The 17,380-nt window shown below is 65.1% G+C and carries 15 protein-coding genes; 5 read left to right on the plus strand and 10 right to left on the minus strand.

Translation table 11 applies throughout. From position 1 onward, the window contains the following. Positions 1–260: 260 nt before the first annotated feature. Entirely contained in the window at positions 261–473 is a 213-nt protein-coding gene (locus ABLE85_RS12345; RefSeq protein WP_348793025.1) for a hypothetical protein, read from the minus strand. A gap of 140 nt (positions 474–613) precedes the next feature. Here ABLE85_RS12345 and ABLE85_RS12350 point away from each other — a divergent pair, with 140 nt between their 5' ends. From ABLE85_RS12350 to ABLE85_RS12360, 3 genes are all read left to right on the plus strand, one after another. Continuing rightward, positions 614–1,339 carry a LuxR family transcriptional regulator gene (locus tag ABLE85_RS12350; RefSeq protein WP_348793026.1) on the plus strand — a complete coding sequence of 242 codons (726 nt, stop codon included), beginning with the start codon at positions 614–616 and terminating at the stop codon, positions 1,337–1,339. Between the two features lie 105 nt (positions 1,340–1,444). Next, positions 1,445–2,101 (plus strand): acyl-homoserine-lactone synthase, encoded by a 657-nt coding sequence (locus ABLE85_RS12355; RefSeq protein WP_348793027.1) that lies wholly within the window; start codon positions 1,445–1,447, stop codon positions 2,099–2,101. 251 nt (positions 2,102–2,352) lie between these two features. Continuing rightward, positions 2,353–2,835: a hypothetical protein gene (locus ABLE85_RS12360; RefSeq protein WP_348793028.1), complete on the plus strand. Its 483-nt coding sequence runs from the start codon at positions 2,353–2,355 to the stop codon at positions 2,833–2,835. Between the two features lie 647 nt (positions 2,836–3,482). On the opposite strand, the gene ABLE85_RS12365 is transcribed toward ABLE85_RS12360, so the two are convergent. The 8 genes from ABLE85_RS12365 to ABLE85_RS12400 all read right to left on the minus strand — a co-directional run bounded on the left by ABLE85_RS12365 (position 3,483) and on the right by ABLE85_RS12400 (position 12,621). Beyond that, positions 3,483–4,997, minus strand: a complete 1,515-nt coding sequence (locus ABLE85_RS12365) for an ATP-binding protein (RefSeq protein WP_348793029.1) — start codon at positions 4,995–4,997, stop codon at positions 3,483–3,485. A 180-nt stretch (positions 4,998–5,177) separates the two neighbouring features. After that, positions 5,178–5,927 (minus strand): ABC transporter ATP-binding protein, encoded by a 750-nt coding sequence (locus ABLE85_RS12370; protein ID WP_348793030.1) that lies wholly within the window; start codon positions 5,925–5,927, stop codon positions 5,178–5,180. Then, entirely contained in the window at positions 5,924–6,757 is an 834-nt protein-coding gene (locus ABLE85_RS12375) for an ABC transporter ATP-binding protein (protein ID WP_348793031.1), read from the minus strand. Before ABLE85_RS12375 ends, ABLE85_RS12370 begins: the two co-directional genes overlap by 4 nt. Further along, complete coding sequence (gene nikC, locus ABLE85_RS12380) at positions 6,754–7,671, minus strand: nickel transporter permease (protein ID WP_348793032.1); 918 nt, start codon at positions 7,669–7,671, stop codon at positions 6,754–6,756. Before nikC ends, ABLE85_RS12375 begins: the two co-directional genes overlap by 4 nt. Beyond that, positions 7,668–8,714 (minus strand): ABC transporter permease, encoded by a 1,047-nt coding sequence (locus ABLE85_RS12385; protein ID WP_348793211.1) that lies wholly within the window; start codon positions 8,712–8,714, stop codon positions 7,668–7,670. The genes nikC and ABLE85_RS12385 overlap by 4 nt, the downstream gene beginning before the upstream one ends. Positions 8,715–8,751: 37 nt before the next feature. Beyond that, positions 8,752–10,383 carry an ABC transporter substrate-binding protein gene (locus ABLE85_RS12390; RefSeq protein ID WP_348793033.1) on the minus strand — a complete coding sequence of 544 codons (1,632 nt, stop codon included), beginning with the start codon at positions 10,381–10,383 and terminating at the stop codon, positions 8,752–8,754. Positions 10,384–10,433: 50 nt separating this feature from the next. After that, positions 10,434–11,495 carry a dipeptidase gene (locus tag ABLE85_RS12395; protein WP_348793034.1) on the minus strand — a complete coding sequence of 354 codons (1,062 nt, stop codon included), beginning with the start codon at positions 11,493–11,495 and terminating at the stop codon, positions 10,434–10,436. Between the two features lie 316 nt (positions 11,496–11,811). Continuing rightward, a complete protein-coding gene (locus ABLE85_RS12400) occupies positions 11,812–12,621 on the minus strand; it encodes a phytanoyl-CoA dioxygenase family protein (RefSeq protein ID WP_348793035.1) in 810 nt (269 codons plus the stop codon). A 94-nt stretch (positions 12,622–12,715) separates the two neighbouring features. Here ABLE85_RS12400 and ABLE85_RS12405 point away from each other — a divergent pair, with 94 nt between their 5' ends. Continuing rightward, on the plus strand, positions 12,716–13,639 hold the full coding sequence (locus ABLE85_RS12405) for a LysR family transcriptional regulator (RefSeq protein ID WP_348793036.1): 924 nt from the start codon (positions 12,716–12,718) through the stop codon (positions 13,637–13,639). Between the two features lie 39 nt (positions 13,640–13,678). On the opposite strand, the gene ABLE85_RS12410 is transcribed toward ABLE85_RS12405, so the two are convergent. Then, the gene (locus ABLE85_RS12410) at positions 13,679–13,936 is read right to left on the minus strand and encodes a hypothetical protein (RefSeq protein ID WP_348793037.1); all 258 of its coding nucleotides are present in this window, start codon (positions 13,934–13,936) and stop codon (positions 13,679–13,681) included. Between the two features lie 176 nt (positions 13,937–14,112). Between ABLE85_RS12410 and ABLE85_RS12415 the strand changes: the two genes are divergently transcribed. After that, positions 14,113–17,379 (plus strand): response regulator, encoded by a 3,267-nt coding sequence (locus ABLE85_RS12415; RefSeq protein ID WP_348793212.1) that lies wholly within the window; start codon positions 14,113–14,115, stop codon positions 17,377–17,379. Position 17,380: the final 1 nt, after the last annotated feature.

Here is a 17,380-nt window from a genome sequence, read left to right on the forward strand (position 1 = left end):
CGCGTGGGAGCGAACGACCTCGACACAATATCGCGGCGACGCGTAGTTTGCACGCTGACGGTAATAGTCCAGACAGAAATCCAGGAATGCCGCGAATTTTCGCGAGACGTAGCGGCGGCGCGCCGGTCCGGCAATCAGAATGTTTGCGATATTTGGGAGGAAAACGGTTTAGGTGGACGTGGCGGCGCAAGGCCGGCTCGGGCAGTTCTGGTGCGTTTGAAAGGCACGCGACGGGCTCGAACCGCCGCCGAGGAATCCGGTCAGCGGCAGCAGCGCAGATAGACGTCGACCCACAGGCGCGCCATGTCGCGGTTCTCGCTGCGCTCGCTCACAAGCGCCCGCGTCAGGGCCTCTGCTGGCGCCATCTCCGCGAAGATCTGGACGAGATTGTGCGCGGCGTCTTCGACCAGATCGTGCCGGAGGAGAGCGGCTCCGTCCAGGACGTCCGTCGAGAGTTGAGCACGTTGCGTCATACCGTTTCCAGCTATCGATATTTCTTGCAGGACCGTAGTCCTCGTTGCCCGCAACCGCCATCCCCTCAAATTGGGGGTATCCATTGCGTAAAAGCCGGTTTCCGGTCATATTTCGCCCTGGATGGAGGTCGGGGGGTGAAATGATCGTGAAGTCGGACGAAACCTTGTTCGACGTGATCTACCAGGCGATCGAGAGCGCCGCGACCGTCGAGGATGCGGTGGTCGCGATCCGGGACCTGCTGAAGATCGACAATGCCACCTATCATCTCGCCCAGACCATCGGCGGCAATGTCGACGCACCCTATGTGAAGAGCACCTATCCGGCGACGTGGCTGACCAGATATCTGCTGCGCGGCTATGTGCGGGTGGACCCGGTGGTGAAGGAGGGCTTTTCCCGCCAGCTGCCGTTCGACTGGCGCGAGCTGACCCTGACCAACGACGCCATGGAGCTGATGCGTGATTCCCAGGAGCACGGCCTCGGCGGCAACGGCTATTCGATCCCCGTGGTGGACAAGCGCGGGCGGCGGGCGCTGTTCTCGCTGAATTCGCGCATGAGCGGGGACGACTGGACAGCCTTCACCCAGGGCAGCGGCGTCGAGCTGGCGGAGATCGCGCATAAGGTCCACCGCAAGGCCATCGTCGAGCTCCATGGGGAATCCGACCCGCTGCCGCAGCTCGGCCCGCGCGAGCTGGAATGCCTGACCTGGACCGCCCAAGGCAAGGAAAGCAAGGACATCGCCGTGATCGTCGGCATTTCCGAGCACACGGTGCGCGACTATCTCAAGACCGCCCGCTACAAGCTCGACTGCTCCAACCTGCCGCAGGCCGTGGCCAAGGCGATCCGGCTGCGGCTGATCAATCCCTGACCCCCTCATATTGGGGGACCCGAATTAGGGCACCCTTCCGCGGGAATTTTCTCGCGCCGCCTTTCCGACGACAGTGTGGCCATAGGCAACACAAGGGCGGCAGCCATGTTCATCACCATTCAGGCTCACGAATACGGCAAGTATCAGTCGCTTCTCGATCAGATGCATCGGCTCCGCAAGCGGGTCTTCAAGGACCAGCTTGGCTGGGACGTTCCCGTCCAGGGCGAACACGAGCGGGACCGCTACGACGACATGAAGCCGGTCTATGTCGTCTGGTGCAGCCCGGACGCCAAGACCCTCTACGGCTCCATGCGCCTGATGCCCACCACCGGCCCGACGCTGCTCTACGACGTCTTCCGCCGGACCTTCCCGCATGCGGCCGATCTGACGGCGCCGGGAATCTGGGAAGCCACCCGCACCTGCATCGACGTCGAGGCCATCGCCCGCGACCATCCCGACACCGACCCGGCCCGCGCCTTCGGCCTGCTCTGCCTGGCGACGGCGGAATGCGCCGTGGCCCACGGCATCCGCACGATGATCTGCAACTACGAGCCGCACATGGCCCGCGTCTACGGCCGGGCCGGACTCGAGGTGCAGGAGCTCGGCCGCGCCGACGGCTACGGCCGGCGCCCGGTGTGCTGCGGCGGCTTTGCGATGACGAAGGCGACGGTCGCCAGGATGCGCTCGGTGCTCAAGGTCGATCTGCCGCTCTACCATCGCGGCTTCGCCTCCAGCAGCGCCGTGGCAGGACTTGCGGCCTGACGCGGGGCGACATCTGCGGGCTGGTCTGGGTATCGGCCAGCCAATTTCGGAAATGAGCACTTTTCGAATTGCCGGCATGGCGCCTGCCGGCACTGCCCCAAGCCCGGTTGTCCCCCGCCCGGGCAGCGGGATCCTGCGGCGCCACGCATCCTCCCCGCCGGCGCGCCCGGCTGCCGGCCCCCATCCCGGTTGGGGCGCCAGAGCGGCCGAGGCGCGCCGATTGCGTTGCGGCGGAACAACAGATCGCGACTTTGTTTGGCGGCAAGCGACAAAATGCCGACGAACCTGTTGCTTTTCGTGCCGGAATTTCGCTGGCTGAAAGGAGACTGCCGTCGGACTGCCAGCCTTTTGCAAGGGATTTGAAGATGGACTATCGCGCCCGGCCGACGCTTGCTGCGCTCCTCTGTTGCGGTTCGCTGGCCGCCAGCGGCTGCACACGCACTTCCGACGGTTCGATCGAATTCCAGTCGCCCGCACTTTTCCCCTGGGGGGTGCCGGTGACACGCCCTAGCGTCACTGCTTTCCCGTCGGTGCCGCCGGCCCCCGCGCCGATCGTGGGCGAAAAGAAGCACCCTGCGAAGACGAATCTTCCTGTAAAGAAGAAACCCGCGCCGCACTCGGCCAAGGTGGCAGAGATCCAGCCCGATCCCCAGCCGGTTGAGTATCCGGCGGCTCCGATCTCATGCGGCGACGCTGTCAATGAGGCCGGTCGCGTCAAAGTGCTCTGTCAGTAGGACAGCAGGGGTAAGCCTGCCCCTGACACGGGAGGCAGTGTCGGCACGCCTGACCTGGCCGGTTGGCGCGTCAGGGCCAGTAGGGGCCCAGACAGTCGGGATTGCTTGAAACCCGACATTCGACGCCGAAGCGGTTTGTGGTGGCCGTATAGCGAACGATGCCGGCAAAGGCTCCGGCAAATGCGGCCGAAATCAATAGCACCATTCCCAATCGAGCAATCGGCATATGTGTGCCCTCCGGTCTAAGCGCGTTCCGCCCCCGCTCGACCTACAGCCCTTATTTACCACGCCTTTAATTGAATTGCGAAAGTCTTAACGCGATCGGGAGCAAGCCCAAAAAAAAGCCGTCTCCGGGGAGGAGACGGCTTGCTGAGTAAGGGCACGGCAGGCTGAAGGGGGGGCTCTACCTGTCGTGCCTATTAAAGACACTCGCGCGCAAAAGGTTCCGCGGGATCGAAAAAAAATTATAAAAATATATCCGAGCCCCGATCGGGTGCCCGAAAGCCCGTTTCATTGCCGGTTTCAGAGACTGCCAAGGCATGCGCCCGGCTAGACTTATCTGTTTCGGGCGCATCTGGCTGAAGATGCGCGTTCTGCCGAAAATCTCTGTCGTTACGCAGAATGGACTTGGCGGACAGACGAGCCGCTCATTCGGCGGCGAATTGCTCGTCGGCCAGATCATCGGGAAGGTTGGGGTCACCCGGCGCGGTCTCGCAGTCGAGGTCGGGGAAGGCCACGACGCGGTTGCCGCGAAAATCCGTTCGTACCACCAGAAGCCCGCGTTCCTCGAAATAGGTTAGCACGCGCCGCGCCCGTCTTGCCGAGTGGGTGCCATAGGCTCGCGCGATCACGGCATCCGAGGGGCATGGGGCGCCGGTGACGGCAGCCTGCGCGACGACAAGGAATACGCCCTGCACATCCTCCGGTACGGTGGCCGAAAACTCCAGCGCCTGCTGCCAGCTGTCGCTGGATGCGGTGGTGTTGTCGACGCCGGCGCGGGCCACGGCAAGCCTGCGGCGGAAGGCCGGCAGCGACAAGGGCTCGCCCGGCACGCGGCGGATGCGGCAGCGGACAAGAAAATCCTGATAGAGGATGGCGTCGGTGCGGAAGGAGGAGTCCGCATCCTCCAATATCTCCTTCAGCACCAGCTCGATGCGCTCATCGCGGTCGGCCTCGTCGATGATGGCAAAGACCGGCTCGGCGGGCGCTTCCGGCGCGGGCTTGGGCTGCGAAAGCTGGGCGAGAATGTCGGCCGTGGGCGTCGGGGGAGGCGGCGGGGGCGTGCGCTTGACGGCCGGGCGCCGTTCCTCGGGGCCGGGCGTGAAGATCAGGTCGCTGGCGTCTTCGGGTGCGGTCTCGGGCAGTGGCATCAGCTTGGGGCTGGTGGAGCGCGCAGCGGTCTCGACCGAGCCGATGGTGACCTGCAGCGGCCGGCGCGCGATGGAGGGGCCCAGCGCCACGAAATGGCCGCGGCCGAGATCGCGGAACATTTCTGCCTGGCGTTTTTCCATGCCGAGCAGGTCGGCCGCGCGTGCCATGTCGATGTCGAGGAAGGTGCGGCCCATCAGGAAGTTGGAAGCTTCGGCCGCGACGTTCTTGGCGAGCTTGGCCAGACGCTGTGTGGCGATGACGCCGGCCAGGCCGCGCTTGCGGCCACGGCACATCAGGTTGGTCATGGCGGCCAGCGACAGGCGGCGGGCGTCGTCGGCGACTTCGCCGGCTGCGGCGGGCGCGAAAAGCTGGGCCTCATCGACCACCACCAGAACCGGATACCAGTAGTCGCGCTCGGCGTCGAACAGGCCGCCGAGGAAGGCTGCGGCGGCGCGCATCTGCTGGTCGACGTCGAGGCCTTCGAGGTTGAGCACGACGGAGACGCGGTGCTGGCGGATACGCGCGGCGATGCGGGTGAGCTCGGCTTCCGTGCGCGCGGCATCGACCACGACATGGCCGAATCTGTCGGCCAGCGAGACGAAGTCGCCCTCGGGATCGATGATGCATTGCTGCACCCAGGGCGCGCTCTGTTCCAGCAGGCGGCGCAGGAGGTGCGACTTGCCCGAGCCCGAATTGCCCTGCACGAGCAGGCGGGTCGCCAGCAATTCCTCGAGGTCGAGCATTGCAGGGGTTCCGTTGGGTCCCGAACCTATGTCAATGCCTACCTTCATTGCGCCTCCTCGACGCATCGGACGAGTTTTCTGGGTTTCGACGGTTTGCCTGCGGGGCGTGCGTGGTGAAGCGCGAGAGACTCACCTGAAGCCCTGCAAGCGCAGGCCTTCTTTAACATTTTGGCAGGGCGGTTGCGCAAGCCCGTGGCTGAAACCCACAGGTGAAAGGTCGCGCAGCGCTCAAGCGCTGCGTCTAAACCCCTCGCTGGCGACGAGCAGGTTGCGCGTATAGTCCTGGCTGACCTTGCGGGCGGCGAGATCGGCCGACGACAGCAGCTCCACCTCGCGCCCGTGCTGCATCACCATCAGCCGGTCGCACATATGGGTGACGACGGCGAGGTCGTGGCTGACCATGATGAAGGTGAGATTTCGGGCCGCGCGCACCTGTTCGAGCAGGTTGAGCACCTCGGCCTGCACCGAGGCGTCGAGCGCCGAGGTCGGCTCGTCGAGCAGCAGGATGGAGGGTTCCAGGATCAGCGCCCGCGCGATCGCCACGCGCTGGCGCTGGCCGCCGGACAGCTGGTGCGAATAGCGGAAGCGGAAGCTGGAACTCAGGCCCACCTCGTCCAGCGCGCGCACGATGCGCCTTTCGGTGTCGTCGAAACCGTGGATATCCAGCGGTTCCAGGAGCAGCCGGTCGACCGTCTGGCGCGGGTGCAGCGACCCGTAGGGGTCCTGGAACACCATCTGCACCTGACGATAGAAGGCCTTGTCGCGCCTGGCGCCCAGCGGCTTGCCGTTCACCTCGACCTTGCCGCCGGTGACGGGCGCAAGGCCAGCCACAGCACGCAGCAGCGTCGACTTGCCGGAGCCGGATTCGCCCACCAGGCCGAAGGACTCGCCCGGCTTGACCTCGAGGCTGACGTCCTTGAGCGCGATGAAATCGTCGAAGGCGACGCGGAGGCTGTCGATCGAGAGAGCGGGGGTCATAGCGCCCATTCCGGTTTGCGGTCGAGCACCGGCAGGGGATGCCGGTCGGCGCCGATCTTGGGCATGCAGTTGAGCAGGCCGCGCGTATAGGGGTGCTCCGCCTCGGTCAGCCGCGAGGCGGGCAGTTCCTCGACGATGCGGCCGGCATACATGACGATGACGCGGTCGCAGAAGGACGAGACCAGCCTGAGGTCGTGCGAGATGAAGATGAGGCCCATGCCGCGCTCGGCCACCAGCCGGTTGAGGATGCCCAGCACTTCGAGCTGCACGGTGACGTCGAGGGCCGAGGTGGGCTCGTCGGCGATCAGCAGTTCGGGGCCGGCCACCAGCATCATGGCGATCATGGCGCGCTGGCCCATGCCGCCCGACACTTCGTGCGGGTAGAGGTTGAAGACGCGCTCGGGGTCGCGGATCTGCACCGCGGCCAGCATCTCCAGCGCGCGTCGACGCGCCTCGGCGCCGCCCACCGGCTCGTGCGCGCGCAGCGCCTCGACGATCTGGCGGCCGATGGTCATCACCGGGTTCAGTGAATATTTCGGGTCCTGCAGGATCATGGCGATGCGCTTGCCGCGCAGCGCGCGCCGCTGGGAGGCGGAAGCTTTCAGCAAGTCGATGCCGGCGAAGTCGAGCTTCTTGGCCGTGATCTCGGCATGCTCGGCCGTCAGGCCCATGATAGCGCGGCCGGTCTGCGACTTGCCGGAGCCGGATTCGCCGACGATGCCCAACCGCTCCTTACCGAGCGAGAAGGAGACGCCGCGCACCGCCTGAACGAGGCCGGTGCGGGTGGGGAAGGAGACGCGCAGGTCGTCTACCTGGAGAAGCGTGCTCATTGGCTGTTCCCCCGCGGGTCGAGGGCATCGCGCAGGCCGTCGCCCAGCAGGTTGAAGCCGAGGCTGACGACGAGGATGGCGACGCCGGGCATGGCGGCGACCCACCACTGGTCGAGGATGAAGAGGCGGCCCGAGGCGATCATGGCGCCCCATTCGGGCAGCGGCGGCTGTGCGCCGAGGCCGAGGAAGCCGAGGCCGGCGGCTGTGAGGATGATGCCTGCCATGTCGAGCGTGACACGCACGATGAGCGAGGAGATGCACAGCGGCATGATGTGACGCAGCACGATGCGCCAGGGCGAGGCGCCCATCAGCCGCACGGCCGAGATGTAGTCGGAATTGCGCACCGTCAGCGTCTCAGCGCGCGCGATGCGCGCATAGGGCGGCCAGGAGGTGATGGCGATGGCGATGATGGCGTTGCCGATGCCGGGCCCGAGGGCCGCGACGAAGGCCAGCGCCAGCACCAGCTTGGGGAAGGCGAGGAAGATGTCGGTGATGCGCATCAGGACCGCATCCACCCAGCCGCCGGCATAGCCGGCCACGGTGCCGACCAGAAGGCCGATGGGCGCGGCGATGACAGCGACCAGCACGACCACCTGCAAGGTGAGCCGCGAGCCGTAGATCAGGCGCGAGAGGATGTCGCGCCCCTGGCCGTCGGTGCCCAGCCAGTGCTCGGCGCCCGGCGGCAGCAGGCGTGCCTTGGCAAGGTCGCCGATATAGGGCGAGTAGGGCGCGAGCAGCGGCGCGAAGATGGCGACGAAGATCAGCGCGAGGATGATCAGCATGCCGATGACGGCCAGCTTGTTGGCGGTGAAGCGGCGCCAGGTGACATAGGCGCGGCCGAGCCGGGCCTGCGTGCGGGACTGCGGCCTGTCGGTCAGCAGCCATTCACGGCGGGAGAGGGCAAGTTCGCTCATCTGATGCGCGTCCTTGGGTCGAGCATGCGGTAGAGCACGTCGGAAAGAAGGTTGATGGCGATGAAGACCGAACCGATGACGATCGTGCCGCCCAGCACCGCGTTCATGTCGGCGTTCTGGAGCGAATTGGTGATGTAGAGGCCGAGGCCGGGCCAGGCGAAGACGGATTCGGTCAGCACCGAGCCTTCGAGGAGGCCGGCATAGGACAGCGCAATGACTGTGACCAGCGGGACGGCGGCGTTGCGCAGCGCGTGGCCCCAGATAATGCGGCGTTCGGACAGGCCCTTGGCGCGCGCGGCGACTATGTATTCCTGATGCAGTTCGTTCAGCATGAAGGAGCGCGTCATGCGGCTGATATAGGCCAGCGAGAAATAGCCCAGCAGCGAGGCGGGCAGGATGATGTGGGCAAAGATGTCCCGGAACGCCGACCAATCGCGATTGAGGAGCGCGTCGAGCAGGTAGAAGCCGGTGATCGGGGTGAAGGTGTATTCGAACACCACGTCGATGCGGCCGGGGCCGGCGGTCCAGCCGAGCCGGGCGTAGAACACCAGAAGCCCGAGCAGCCCGAGCCAGAAGATCGGCACCGAATAGCCGACGAGGCCGATTACGCGCACGATCTGGTCGGCAAGGCTGCCGCGCCTGACGGCGGCGAGCACGCCGAGCGGAATGCCGAAGGCGGCGCCGATGATGGTGCCGACAGTGGCGAGTTCCATGGTGGCCGGGAACACGCGGCGGATGTCGGTCATGACCGGATTGGTGGTCAGCACCGAGGTGCCGAAATCGCCCTGCAGAACGCCTTTCACATAGATGAAGAACTGCTGGTAGTAGGGCAGGTTCAACCCCAGCTCGATGCGCGTGCGCTCGACCACATGGGGGGGCGCCCGGTCGCCGACGATGGCGAGAACCGGGTCGATGGGCACGACGCGGCCGATGAAGAAGGTGACGGCCAGGAGGCCGAGATAGGTGGTCGCCACAATGACCAGAAAACTGGCGATCGTGGTGGCGGTGGCATAGGCGCGCCTTTTGGCGCGCCCTGCCGACAATTGGGTTTCCGTGCTCAACGGAGCGATCCCTTCCGGATCAATCCTTGGCCACGGGAGCGAGGAAGTTCGAGTCGAAGGTCGGCCCGAGCTTGTAGTTCTTGACGTTGCCACGAACGCCGGCGACCTCGATCTGCTGGAACAGCATCACGAAGGGACTGGTGTCGAGCGCTGCCTGCTGCAGCTTCTGGTACATCGCGGCGCGCTTGTCGTTGTCGCGCTCAAGAAGGGCAGCCTTGGTCTCCTCGGTCAGCTCCGGCACGTCCCAGGCATTGCGCCAGGCGAGCGTCTTGACGGTGCCCTCGTCGGAGTTGTTCGGGTTCGAGGTGAAGGTTTCCGCGTTCGAGTTCGGATCCCAGTAGTCCATGCCCCACTGGCCGATATACATGTCGTGGTTGCGGGCGCGGTACTTGGTCAGCGTCTGCTTGCCGTCGCCGGGGATGATCTCGATCTTTACGCCGGCCTCGGCCGCGGTCTGCTGAAAGGATTCGGCAATCCCGGTGACCGGCTGGCTGTTACGCACGTCGAAGGTCACGGAGAAGCCGTCCTTCAGGCCGGCCTTTTCCAGGAGTTCCTTGGCCTTGGCGACATCGAGCTTGAACGGATCGGAGTCGAGTGCGCCGAGAACGCCCTTGGGCTGGTAGGTCTGGCGGATCTCGCCGATGCCCTTGATCAGGGTCGAGCCGATCGCGTCGTAGTCGACGAGATACTTGAAGGCCTCGCGGACTTCCGGCTTGGCGAGGTTCGGGTTCTTCTGGTTGAGGCTGATGTAGTAGACCGTGCCCTTGGGCGCGGAGGTGGTGGTGAGGTCGGCGTTCTTCATCACCGCTTCGTAGTCACCCGGCTCGAGGTTGCGGGCGACGTCGATGTCGCCGGCTTCGAGCATCAGGCGCTGGGTGGCGCTTTCCTTGACGTGGCGATAGATGACGCGGGCGAGCACAGGCTTTTCGCCGTAGTAGTTGTCGTTGCGCTCGAGGACGAGGATTTCGTTGGCGCGCCAGTCGCGGATCTTGAAGGGACCCGAGCCGGCATAGTTGGTCTTCATCCAGGCGTAGCCGAAATCGTTGTCGTATTTGTAGTCGTCGCTCGGCTTGGTGGTGTCGGCGTGCTCCATCACCAGCTTCTTGTCGAGCACGGCGCCGACGGTGGCGGTGAGGCAGTTCAGCACGAAGCTGGGCGCATAGGACTTGTCGACGGTGAGCACGAAGGTGTTTTCGTCGACAGCCTTGGCCTTTTCGGTGACGTTGTCGCCGGTGAGGCCGAACTGGGTGAGGATGAAGGCCGGGCTCTTGTCGAGCTTGACGGCGCGCTCGAACGACCAGGCGACGTCCTCGGCGGTGATCGGGTTGCCGGAGGCGAACTTGATGCCGGGCTTGAGCTTGAAGGTGTAGGTCAGGCCGTCGTCGGAGACGGTCCAGCTTTCGGCGACGCCACCCTTGACCTTGGTGGTGTCGTCGGTGTCGAGGCGCACCAGCATGTCATAGGCGTTGCCGAGGAATTCGGCGGGGCTGAGCTCGAAGGACTCGGCCGGGTCGAGCGTGATGGTGTCGTCGATGGCCCAGGCCTGGACCAGCGTGTCGGCGGGCGTGGTGGCGAAGGCCGGAGCGCCGGCAAAAGCCAGCATGGAGAGCGCGGCGGCGCCCGCCAGCAGCGGACGGAATCGTGCGTTCATCTTTCCCATCATCATGTCGAATTGTCCCCTTTTTTGACGATGTGTTGTTGTTAGTCGCTGTCGGTTTCGTGCCATGCCGAGCGCAGGACACGGAACCAGTTCTCGCGACATAGTTTCGCCAGTTCGGCGCCACCATAGCCGGCCTCCTGCAGCGCGACAATGAGGTTCTGGAGCCCGGCGGCGGTGCCGATGTCCTGCGGAACCAGCGCCCCGTCGAAGTCGGAGCCGATGGCCACACCGTCGATGCCGAGCTTGTCGACGAGGTAGTCGATGTGGCGCACCATGTCGGAAAGCGGCGTGTTGGCATTCTCGCGACCGTCGGCGCGCAGCATCGTGACGGCGAAGTTGAGACCGACCAGGCCCTTGCTCTCGCGGATCGCGTCGAGCTGCTTGTCGGTGAGGTTGCGGGCCACCGGCACGAGCGCGTGCGGGTTGGAGTGGCTGGCGACCAACGGCTGGTCGGAAAGTTCGGCGACGTCCCAAAAACCCTTTTCGGTGATGTGGGACAGGTCGATGAGGATGCCGAGGCGGTTGCACTCCTTGACCAGCTCGCGGCCGATGTCGGTGAGGCCGGGGCCGGTGTCGGGGCTCATCGGATAGGCGAAGGGAACGCCGTGGCCGAAAATGTTGTTGCGGCTCCAGACGGGGCCGAGCGAGCGCAGGCCGGCGGCATAGAACACTTCGAGCGCCGCAAGGTCGGCGTCGATCGCCTCGCAACCTTCCATGTGCAGCACGGCGGCGAATTTCTCGTCGGCCATGGCGTTGTCGATGTCGGCCATGGTGCGGCACAGCCGCCAGCTTCCGGCGCGCTCCAGTCGAAGGGCGATCGAGGCCATCTCCATCGCAATGTCTAGCGAGGGTGCGCGCTCCAGCGGCTCCGAAAGCGGGGTGGCATAGCTGCCGTCGGCGGCAGGCGCCTTCAGGACAAGGTCGCCGGAGGGGATGTAGATGGCGCAGAGGCCGCCCGCCAGGCCGCCGGCCTTGGCGCGGGGCAGGTCGATGTGACCCTTGTGCGTGCCCTCGGTGAATTCAGTGACGGCGTCGCCGCCTTTCTTCTCGTTCTGCCACAGACGCAGCAGGACATCGTTATGGCCGTCGAATACAGCTTGCATCAAAAACCCCGGTTTGGAGACCGCCGGCCGCTCATTTCGTCGCTTGTCCGATGCAGGCATGCTGCGTCGGGTGCTCGCGGCGAACGGGCAGACGGTCCCTTCGGGCGCCGATGAATGCAGATGGCTCGCCCAAGATCAAGAGGCATCGAGCCGGCCGCTAGAGCGGAGGCCATCCTGGCGGATGTCCTTATCCCGCTCTATCTTCTTGTTTTAGCCTCATTTGTGCGACGCCAAGCGATTCCGCCTGGCGGCAAAATGCTCCAACGGCTGGCTCGACCGAAAACACCCGCTTGGACCGGATGCCGCAAGGGCAGGTTCAGGCGGCGCTTGCGTCCCAGACGACGGGGAACCAGTCCTCGCGCAGCTTCTGGCCCTGCTGCATGTTGTGGCCGTGATAGGGCGGCGAGGTGCGGCCCGGACGCTCGACGTAACGGGCGTCGTCGCCGACCCAGCGCAGCGAAAGCACGCGGCGGCGGCTGGGTGCCAGATTGCCGCGCGCGCCGTGGACGGTACGGAAATCGAAGAGCACCGCGTCGCCGGGCTCCATCTCCCATTCCAGCACCTTCATTTCCGGGTCTGCGTCCGGGTCCGGCACCGGCAGGTAGTCACCTTCGCCGGCGTAGAAATTGCCGTCGTCCATCCAGCGTACGGGCAGAACCAGCTTGTTCCATTTGTGCGAGCCGGCGACGAGGCGCAGCGTGGCCTCCTTCACCGGGTCGATGGGGATCCAGAAGCTGACGGTCTGCTGGCCGTCGACGAAGTAATAGGGGATGTCCTGGTGCCAGGGTGTTGCCTTCTGGGTGCCGGGCTCCTTGACCAGAACGTGGTCGTGGAAGAACTGCGCGGTCTGCGACTGCATCACTCCGGCTGCGATCGAAGCGGCGGGCGATTCGCGCACGACCTTGCCGAATTCGGGGATGCGCTCCCAGTTGCAGTAGTCGTCGAAGAAGCTGCCGACACCGCCCGCAATGTCGACGGCCGTGGCGCTTTTTTCGCGCAGGTTGCGCTCGATGCCGGCGGCGATGGTGTCGACCCAGCCCTTGAAGGCGCCGCGGATGCAGACGGCGCCGTCGCGCTGGTAGTCGGCGATAATCTCGGGGCTGAGGGAGTAGGGGGCAGGCTTCATGGCTTTCTCCGCGTTGGGACAGGCCCAGTCTATCGCGCGCTTTCCTGTTTGGATAAAATAATATGTCTTCATTTACCAAATATAGGGATTTTTTATGAGTCATTCGCTGAGCCAGCTTCGCTATGCGGTGGCGGCGGCACGCCACGAAAGCATCAGCGCGGCCGCACGCGAGCTCAACGTCTCGCAGCCGTCGATCTCGGTGGCTATCAGCCAGATCGAGGAACGGACCGGGCAGAAGCTGTTCGTGCGTCAGCGCGGCGTGGGCATCGCGCTGACTCCGTTCGGCCAGGCCTTCATGGCCAAGGCGAAGATCGTGCTGGACGACGTGGACGACCTCGACGCGCTGGCGCGCGGCAGGGCGGCGGTGGGCGGCGAGCTGGTGCTGGGCTGCTTCCAGGACCTTGCGCCGCATTTCGCCCCCGCGCTGATCCGGCGTATGGCGGAACTGCATCCGACGGTGCGCATCACGGTCAGCGAGGAACGCTTCGAGACGCTGGAGAAGCGGCTTGGCGATGCCGCGGTGGACATCGCGCTGACCTACGATCTCGGCCTGCCGCCGAATGCAGCCCGCGTCCTGCTGAGCGAACTGCCGCCGCATGCGCTGCTGGCCGCCAGCCATAAGCTGGCAAAGCAGGACACCGTCAGCCTCGCCGACCTTGCCCGCGAGCCGCTGATCGTGACGGACCAGCCCTATAGCTGGCAGCACGTGCTGGAGCTGTTCCGTACCTATGGGCACTCGCCGGCGGTGGCCGCCAAGACCCGCTCCTTCGAGCTGCAGCGCAGCCTGGTGGCCAATGGTTTCGGCGTGGCCATTTCCTACACGCGGCCTGCCGGCGACCGCAGCTATGACGGGCAGGGGCTGGCCTGCAAGCCGCTGAGCGAGGCGGTGCCGCTGCAGCGCATCATCCTGGCCTACGACTCGCGCCAGCGACTTTCAAAGGCGGCGGGCGCCTTCATCGATGTGGCGAGGGAGTGGTTTTCGCGGCGTGAAGCGTTTTCGCCTGCGCAGGAGGGCTGACGGGCTGGAGCGGCGGTCACCCTGACGGATGCCCTTATGCTAGCCGTCTTCGTCCTCTTCGTCTTCGCGTTTGAGCGGCGCCCAGGAATGCGGCTCGATCTTCTTCTGGGTGGTCGAATCAATGAAGGCCCACCAGCCGACATCGGTCGCGTCGGCGTCGCCGCCGAGCGCTTTCAGCATCTCAGCCGAACGGTACTGGGCGATGGATTCGTTCATCTGCCCGTCGGCATCGGTCCAGAAGACGCGGACCTTGCTGCCGTTTCTCGGCGCTGTGGCGATCGGGCTGGGGTGCGGCATGGCTGGTCCTCCCTGTCGTCCCCATGAAAATATAGCCGACTTCGCCGAGGGCAATGCGATCCAGTGCCATGGCGCAAGGAGTTAAGGTTAGCCAATCATTAAGGCTTGTGCGGCAAAATTCCCGCAACGACCCGGGCGGACGGCCGGCTGCAGCCCGGCGGGGTGGGGGAAACATGATGGATATGGCAGGCGTCGAAGGATCGCCCGCGCTTGGAGGAGCGCAGTCGGATCTGGCACGTGTGCTCGATGCCATGAAGATGGGCGTCGTGCTGCTGGATGCCGATCTGAAGGCCGAGATCGTCAACAGTGAGTTCTATCGAATCTGGAACGTGTCGCCGCAGGACGTCGGCGTCGGTTCACCATTCCAGGCGCTGCTGGAGATCAGCCGCTACGACGGTGTCTACGGGGTCGCCGATGACAACTGGGAAGCCTATGCCGCCCAGCGGCTGGCCGAGATCCGCGCAGGCGACGTCGCGTCGCGCGAATTCAAGCGCGCCGACGGCCGCACGCTGATCTATGCGGTGACGGCATTGTCCGGCGGCAGACGCCTCGTCAGCTATTATGACGTCAGCGAGATGAAGGATCGCGAGACGCGGCTGGCGGAGGCGCTGAACAAGGCGCAACTGGCCGAAGTGGTCATCAATGGCATCAAGGACCCGATCTTCGTCAAGGATGCTGACCTGCGCTTCGTTTTCGTCAACGAAGCCTTCTCGTCGCTGTTTCGCTGCCGGCCGCAGGAGATGCTGGGCCGGACCTATCGTGAATTCGTCGATGTGGCCGACGCAAAGCGCTTCGAGGGCACCGAGCGGCAGGTGTTGGCGACCGGAGAGCTTTTCGAGGTCGAGCAGAACTTCACCCAGAAGGGCCAGACTCGGACGCGCATCGTGCGCAAGACGCGCGTAAGCCCGGATGGCAAGCAGAATTATGTAGCCGGCTTCCTGTTCGACGTCACCGACATCAAGACGCGGGAGAACGAGGCGGAGGAAGCGCGGCAGCGGCTGGCCAATGTGCTGGAATCGCTGCCGGCCGGCGTCATCATCTACGATCGCGACGACCGTTTCGTGCTGGCCAATCGCAAGCTCAAGGACAGCCTGCCGGCGATGCTCGACGCCTGGGTTCCCGGCCAATCGCTGCGCTACGCCATAGAGCTCGCGCACCAGGTGGGTTACTTCCGGGAATCCGGCGATACGGCACTGGACGCGCTCTACGACACCGATGCCGAAGCCTGGATATCGGGCTACATGGAGCGCTACTACGCCAGACATCTCGTTTCGGAGCGCCTCAATCCGGACGAGCGCTGGGTGAAGGCCTTCGACACGCGCGCCGACGACGGCACCTATATAGGCGTGCGCGTCGACATCACCGAGCTGAAGACGCGCGAAAACGCGCTGCGCGACAGCATGAGTCAGATCGAGCTCTACCGCCACGTGCTCGACGAACTGCCGGTATCGGCCTACGTGAAGAATGCCGATCTCACCTTCGAATTCGTCAACAAGATGTGGTGCAGCTTCGGCGGCATCTCGAAGGAAGATGCCGTCGGCCGCAGCGATCGCGACTTCTTCGGCGACGAGGGCGTGGGCTTCGCCCGGCGCGACCTGGAAGTCCTGCGCACCGGAGAGCTCAGCGAGATGGAGGAGACGCTGACCCATGCCGACGGCAGCATGCGCCATCTCATCGCCAAGAAGAGCCGGCTCGTTTCCCGCGACGGCTCGGTGCACCTGATCGGCTCGAGCACTGACATTTCCGAGCTGAAGCAGCGCGAGAATGAGCTGCAGGAGGCGCAGACTCGCGCGGTGCTCGCTGACCGCGCCAAGTCGGAATTCCTGGCCAATATGAGCCACGAGATCCGTACGCCGATGAACGGCGTGCTCGGCATGGCTGAGCTATTGGCCAAGTCCGACCTGGACCCGAAACAGAAGACCTTCACCGACATCATCGTGAAGTCGGGCAACGCGCTGCTGACGATCATCAACGACATCCTCGACTTCTCCAAGATCGACGCCGGCCAACTGGTGCTCGACCCGGCGCCGTTCAACCTGGCCGAGGCGATCGAGGATGTTGCCACGCTGGTGTCGACACGCGCGAAGGAGAAGGACCTGGAGCTGATCGTCCATGTCGCGCCCAATCTGCGTGACCTTTTCGTGGGCGACGTCGGCCGCATCCGCCAGATCATCACCAATCTGGTCGGCAACGCGGTGAAGTTCACCGATGCCGGCCATGTGCTGATCGACGTGACGGGGGAGACGGTCGACGGCGTCGCCCAGCTGCGCATCGCCGTCAGCGACACTGGTATCGGCATTCCCGCCGAGAAGCTGAAGCTCGTCTTCGAGAAGTTCAGCCAGGTCGATTCTTCTTCAACCCGGCGGCACGAGGGCACCGGGCTTGGCCTTGCCATCACGTCCCGCCTGGTGGCGCTGATGGGCGGCCAGATCGGCGTGGAGAGCACCGAGGGCAAGGGATCGACCTTCTGGTTCACGCTTGCCCTGCCCAATGCCGGCCGGCCGGAAGGGCGCAAGACCACGCCAATCGACGTCACCGGCGCGCGCGTCCTCATCGTCGACGACAATTCGGTCAATCGCGCCATCCTGATGGAGCAGATGACGTCCTGGACCTTCGATGCCTGCGCGGCCGAAAGCGGTGCGGAAGGGTTGAAGGTGCTGCAGGCGGCCGCCGACCTGGGCATTCCGGTCGATTGCGTCGTGCTCGACTATCAGATGCCCGGCATGACGGGCGCCGACATGGCGCGCATCATGCGTGCCATACCGAACCTTGCCGAGACGCCTATCGTCATGCTGACCTCGGTAGACCAGTCGCTGGTCAACGCCAGTTTCCGCGACCTGGCAATCGACGCGCAGCTGATCAAGCCGGCGCGTTCCTCGACACTCCTGGAGGCGCTGGTGACGACCATCCAGCGCCGTCGCGCCATCCGCTTTGCCGGCGAAATACCGCCGCCCCGGCCGGCTGCGCCGATAGCGGCCGGAGAACCGCTGCAGCCGGCGGCCGCCGTGCGCCAGCGCAGCCGCGAGGCGAGGACCGCCGACCATCGCGTCGACATCCTCGTGGCCGAGGACAACGAGGTCAACCAGCTCGTCTTCACCCAGATCCTGGACGAGACGAACCTCACCTTCGAGATCGTCAGCAATGGCCGCAAGGCGGTGGCGGCCTTCAAGGAAATGAATCCGCGCATGATCCTGATGGATGTGTCCATGCCGGAGATGAACGGGCTCGAGGCGACGGGGGCGATCCGCGAACTGGAGGCAGCCTCCGGCGCCCGCGTGCCGATCATCGGGGTGACTGCGCATGCGCTGAAGGGCGACCGCGAACGCTGCCTGGAAGCGGGCATGGACGACTATCTGGCCAAGCCGATCAGCCCCAGGGCCTTGCTGGAAAAGGTCGAGCGCTGGGCCGGCCACGAGGGTGATGACAGCCGCGCCGCCGGCTGAC

Source organism: Mesorhizobium sp. KR1-2, assembly GCF_040045035.1.
Lineage (GTDB): Bacteria > Pseudomonadota > Alphaproteobacteria > Rhizobiales > Rhizobiaceae > Pseudaminobacter.

What these genes read in the sequence shown, in the direction of transcription:
- ABLE85_RS12345 (WP_348793025.1), bottom strand. Translation starts at nt 473, where the DNA reads ATGACGCAACGTGCTCAACTCTCGACGGACGTCCTGGACGGAGCCGCT.
- ABLE85_RS12350 (WP_348793026.1), top strand. Translation starts at nt 614, where the DNA reads ATGATCGTGAAGTCGGACGAAACCTTGTTCGACGTGATCTACCAGGCG.
- ABLE85_RS12355 (WP_348793027.1), top strand. Translation starts at nt 1,445, where the DNA reads ATGTTCATCACCATTCAGGCTCACGAATACGGCAAGTATCAGTCGCTT.
- ABLE85_RS12365 (WP_348793029.1), bottom strand. Translation starts at nt 4,997, where the DNA reads ATGAAGGTAGGCATTGACATAGGTTCGGGACCCAACGGAACCCCTGCA.
- ABLE85_RS12370 (WP_348793030.1), bottom strand. Translation starts at nt 5,927, where the DNA reads ATGACCCCCGCTCTCTCGATCGACAGCCTCCGCGTCGCCTTCGACGAT.
- ABLE85_RS12375 (WP_348793031.1), bottom strand. Translation starts at nt 6,757, where the DNA reads ATGAGCACGCTTCTCCAGGTAGACGACCTGCGCGTCTCCTTCCCCACC.
- nikC (WP_348793032.1), bottom strand. Translation starts at nt 7,671, where the DNA reads ATGAGCGAACTTGCCCTCTCCCGCCGTGAATGGCTGCTGACCGACAGG.
- ABLE85_RS12390 (WP_348793033.1), bottom strand. Translation starts at nt 10,383, where the DNA reads ATGAACGCACGATTCCGTCCGCTGCTGGCGGGCGCCGCCGCGCTCTCC.
- ABLE85_RS12395 (WP_348793034.1), bottom strand. Translation starts at nt 11,495, where the DNA reads ATGCAAGCTGTATTCGACGGCCATAACGATGTCCTGCTGCGTCTGTGG.
- ABLE85_RS12400 (WP_348793035.1), bottom strand. Translation starts at nt 12,621, where the DNA reads ATGAAGCCTGCCCCCTACTCCCTCAGCCCCGAGATTATCGCCGACTAC.
- ABLE85_RS12405 (WP_348793036.1), top strand. Translation starts at nt 12,716, where the DNA reads ATGAGTCATTCGCTGAGCCAGCTTCGCTATGCGGTGGCGGCGGCACGC.
- ABLE85_RS12410 (WP_348793037.1), bottom strand. Translation starts at nt 13,936, where the DNA reads ATGCCGCACCCCAGCCCGATCGCCACAGCGCCGAGAAACGGCAGCAAG.
- ABLE85_RS12415 (WP_348793212.1), top strand. Translation starts at nt 14,113, where the DNA reads ATGGATATGGCAGGCGTCGAAGGATCGCCCGCGCTTGGAGGAGCGCAG.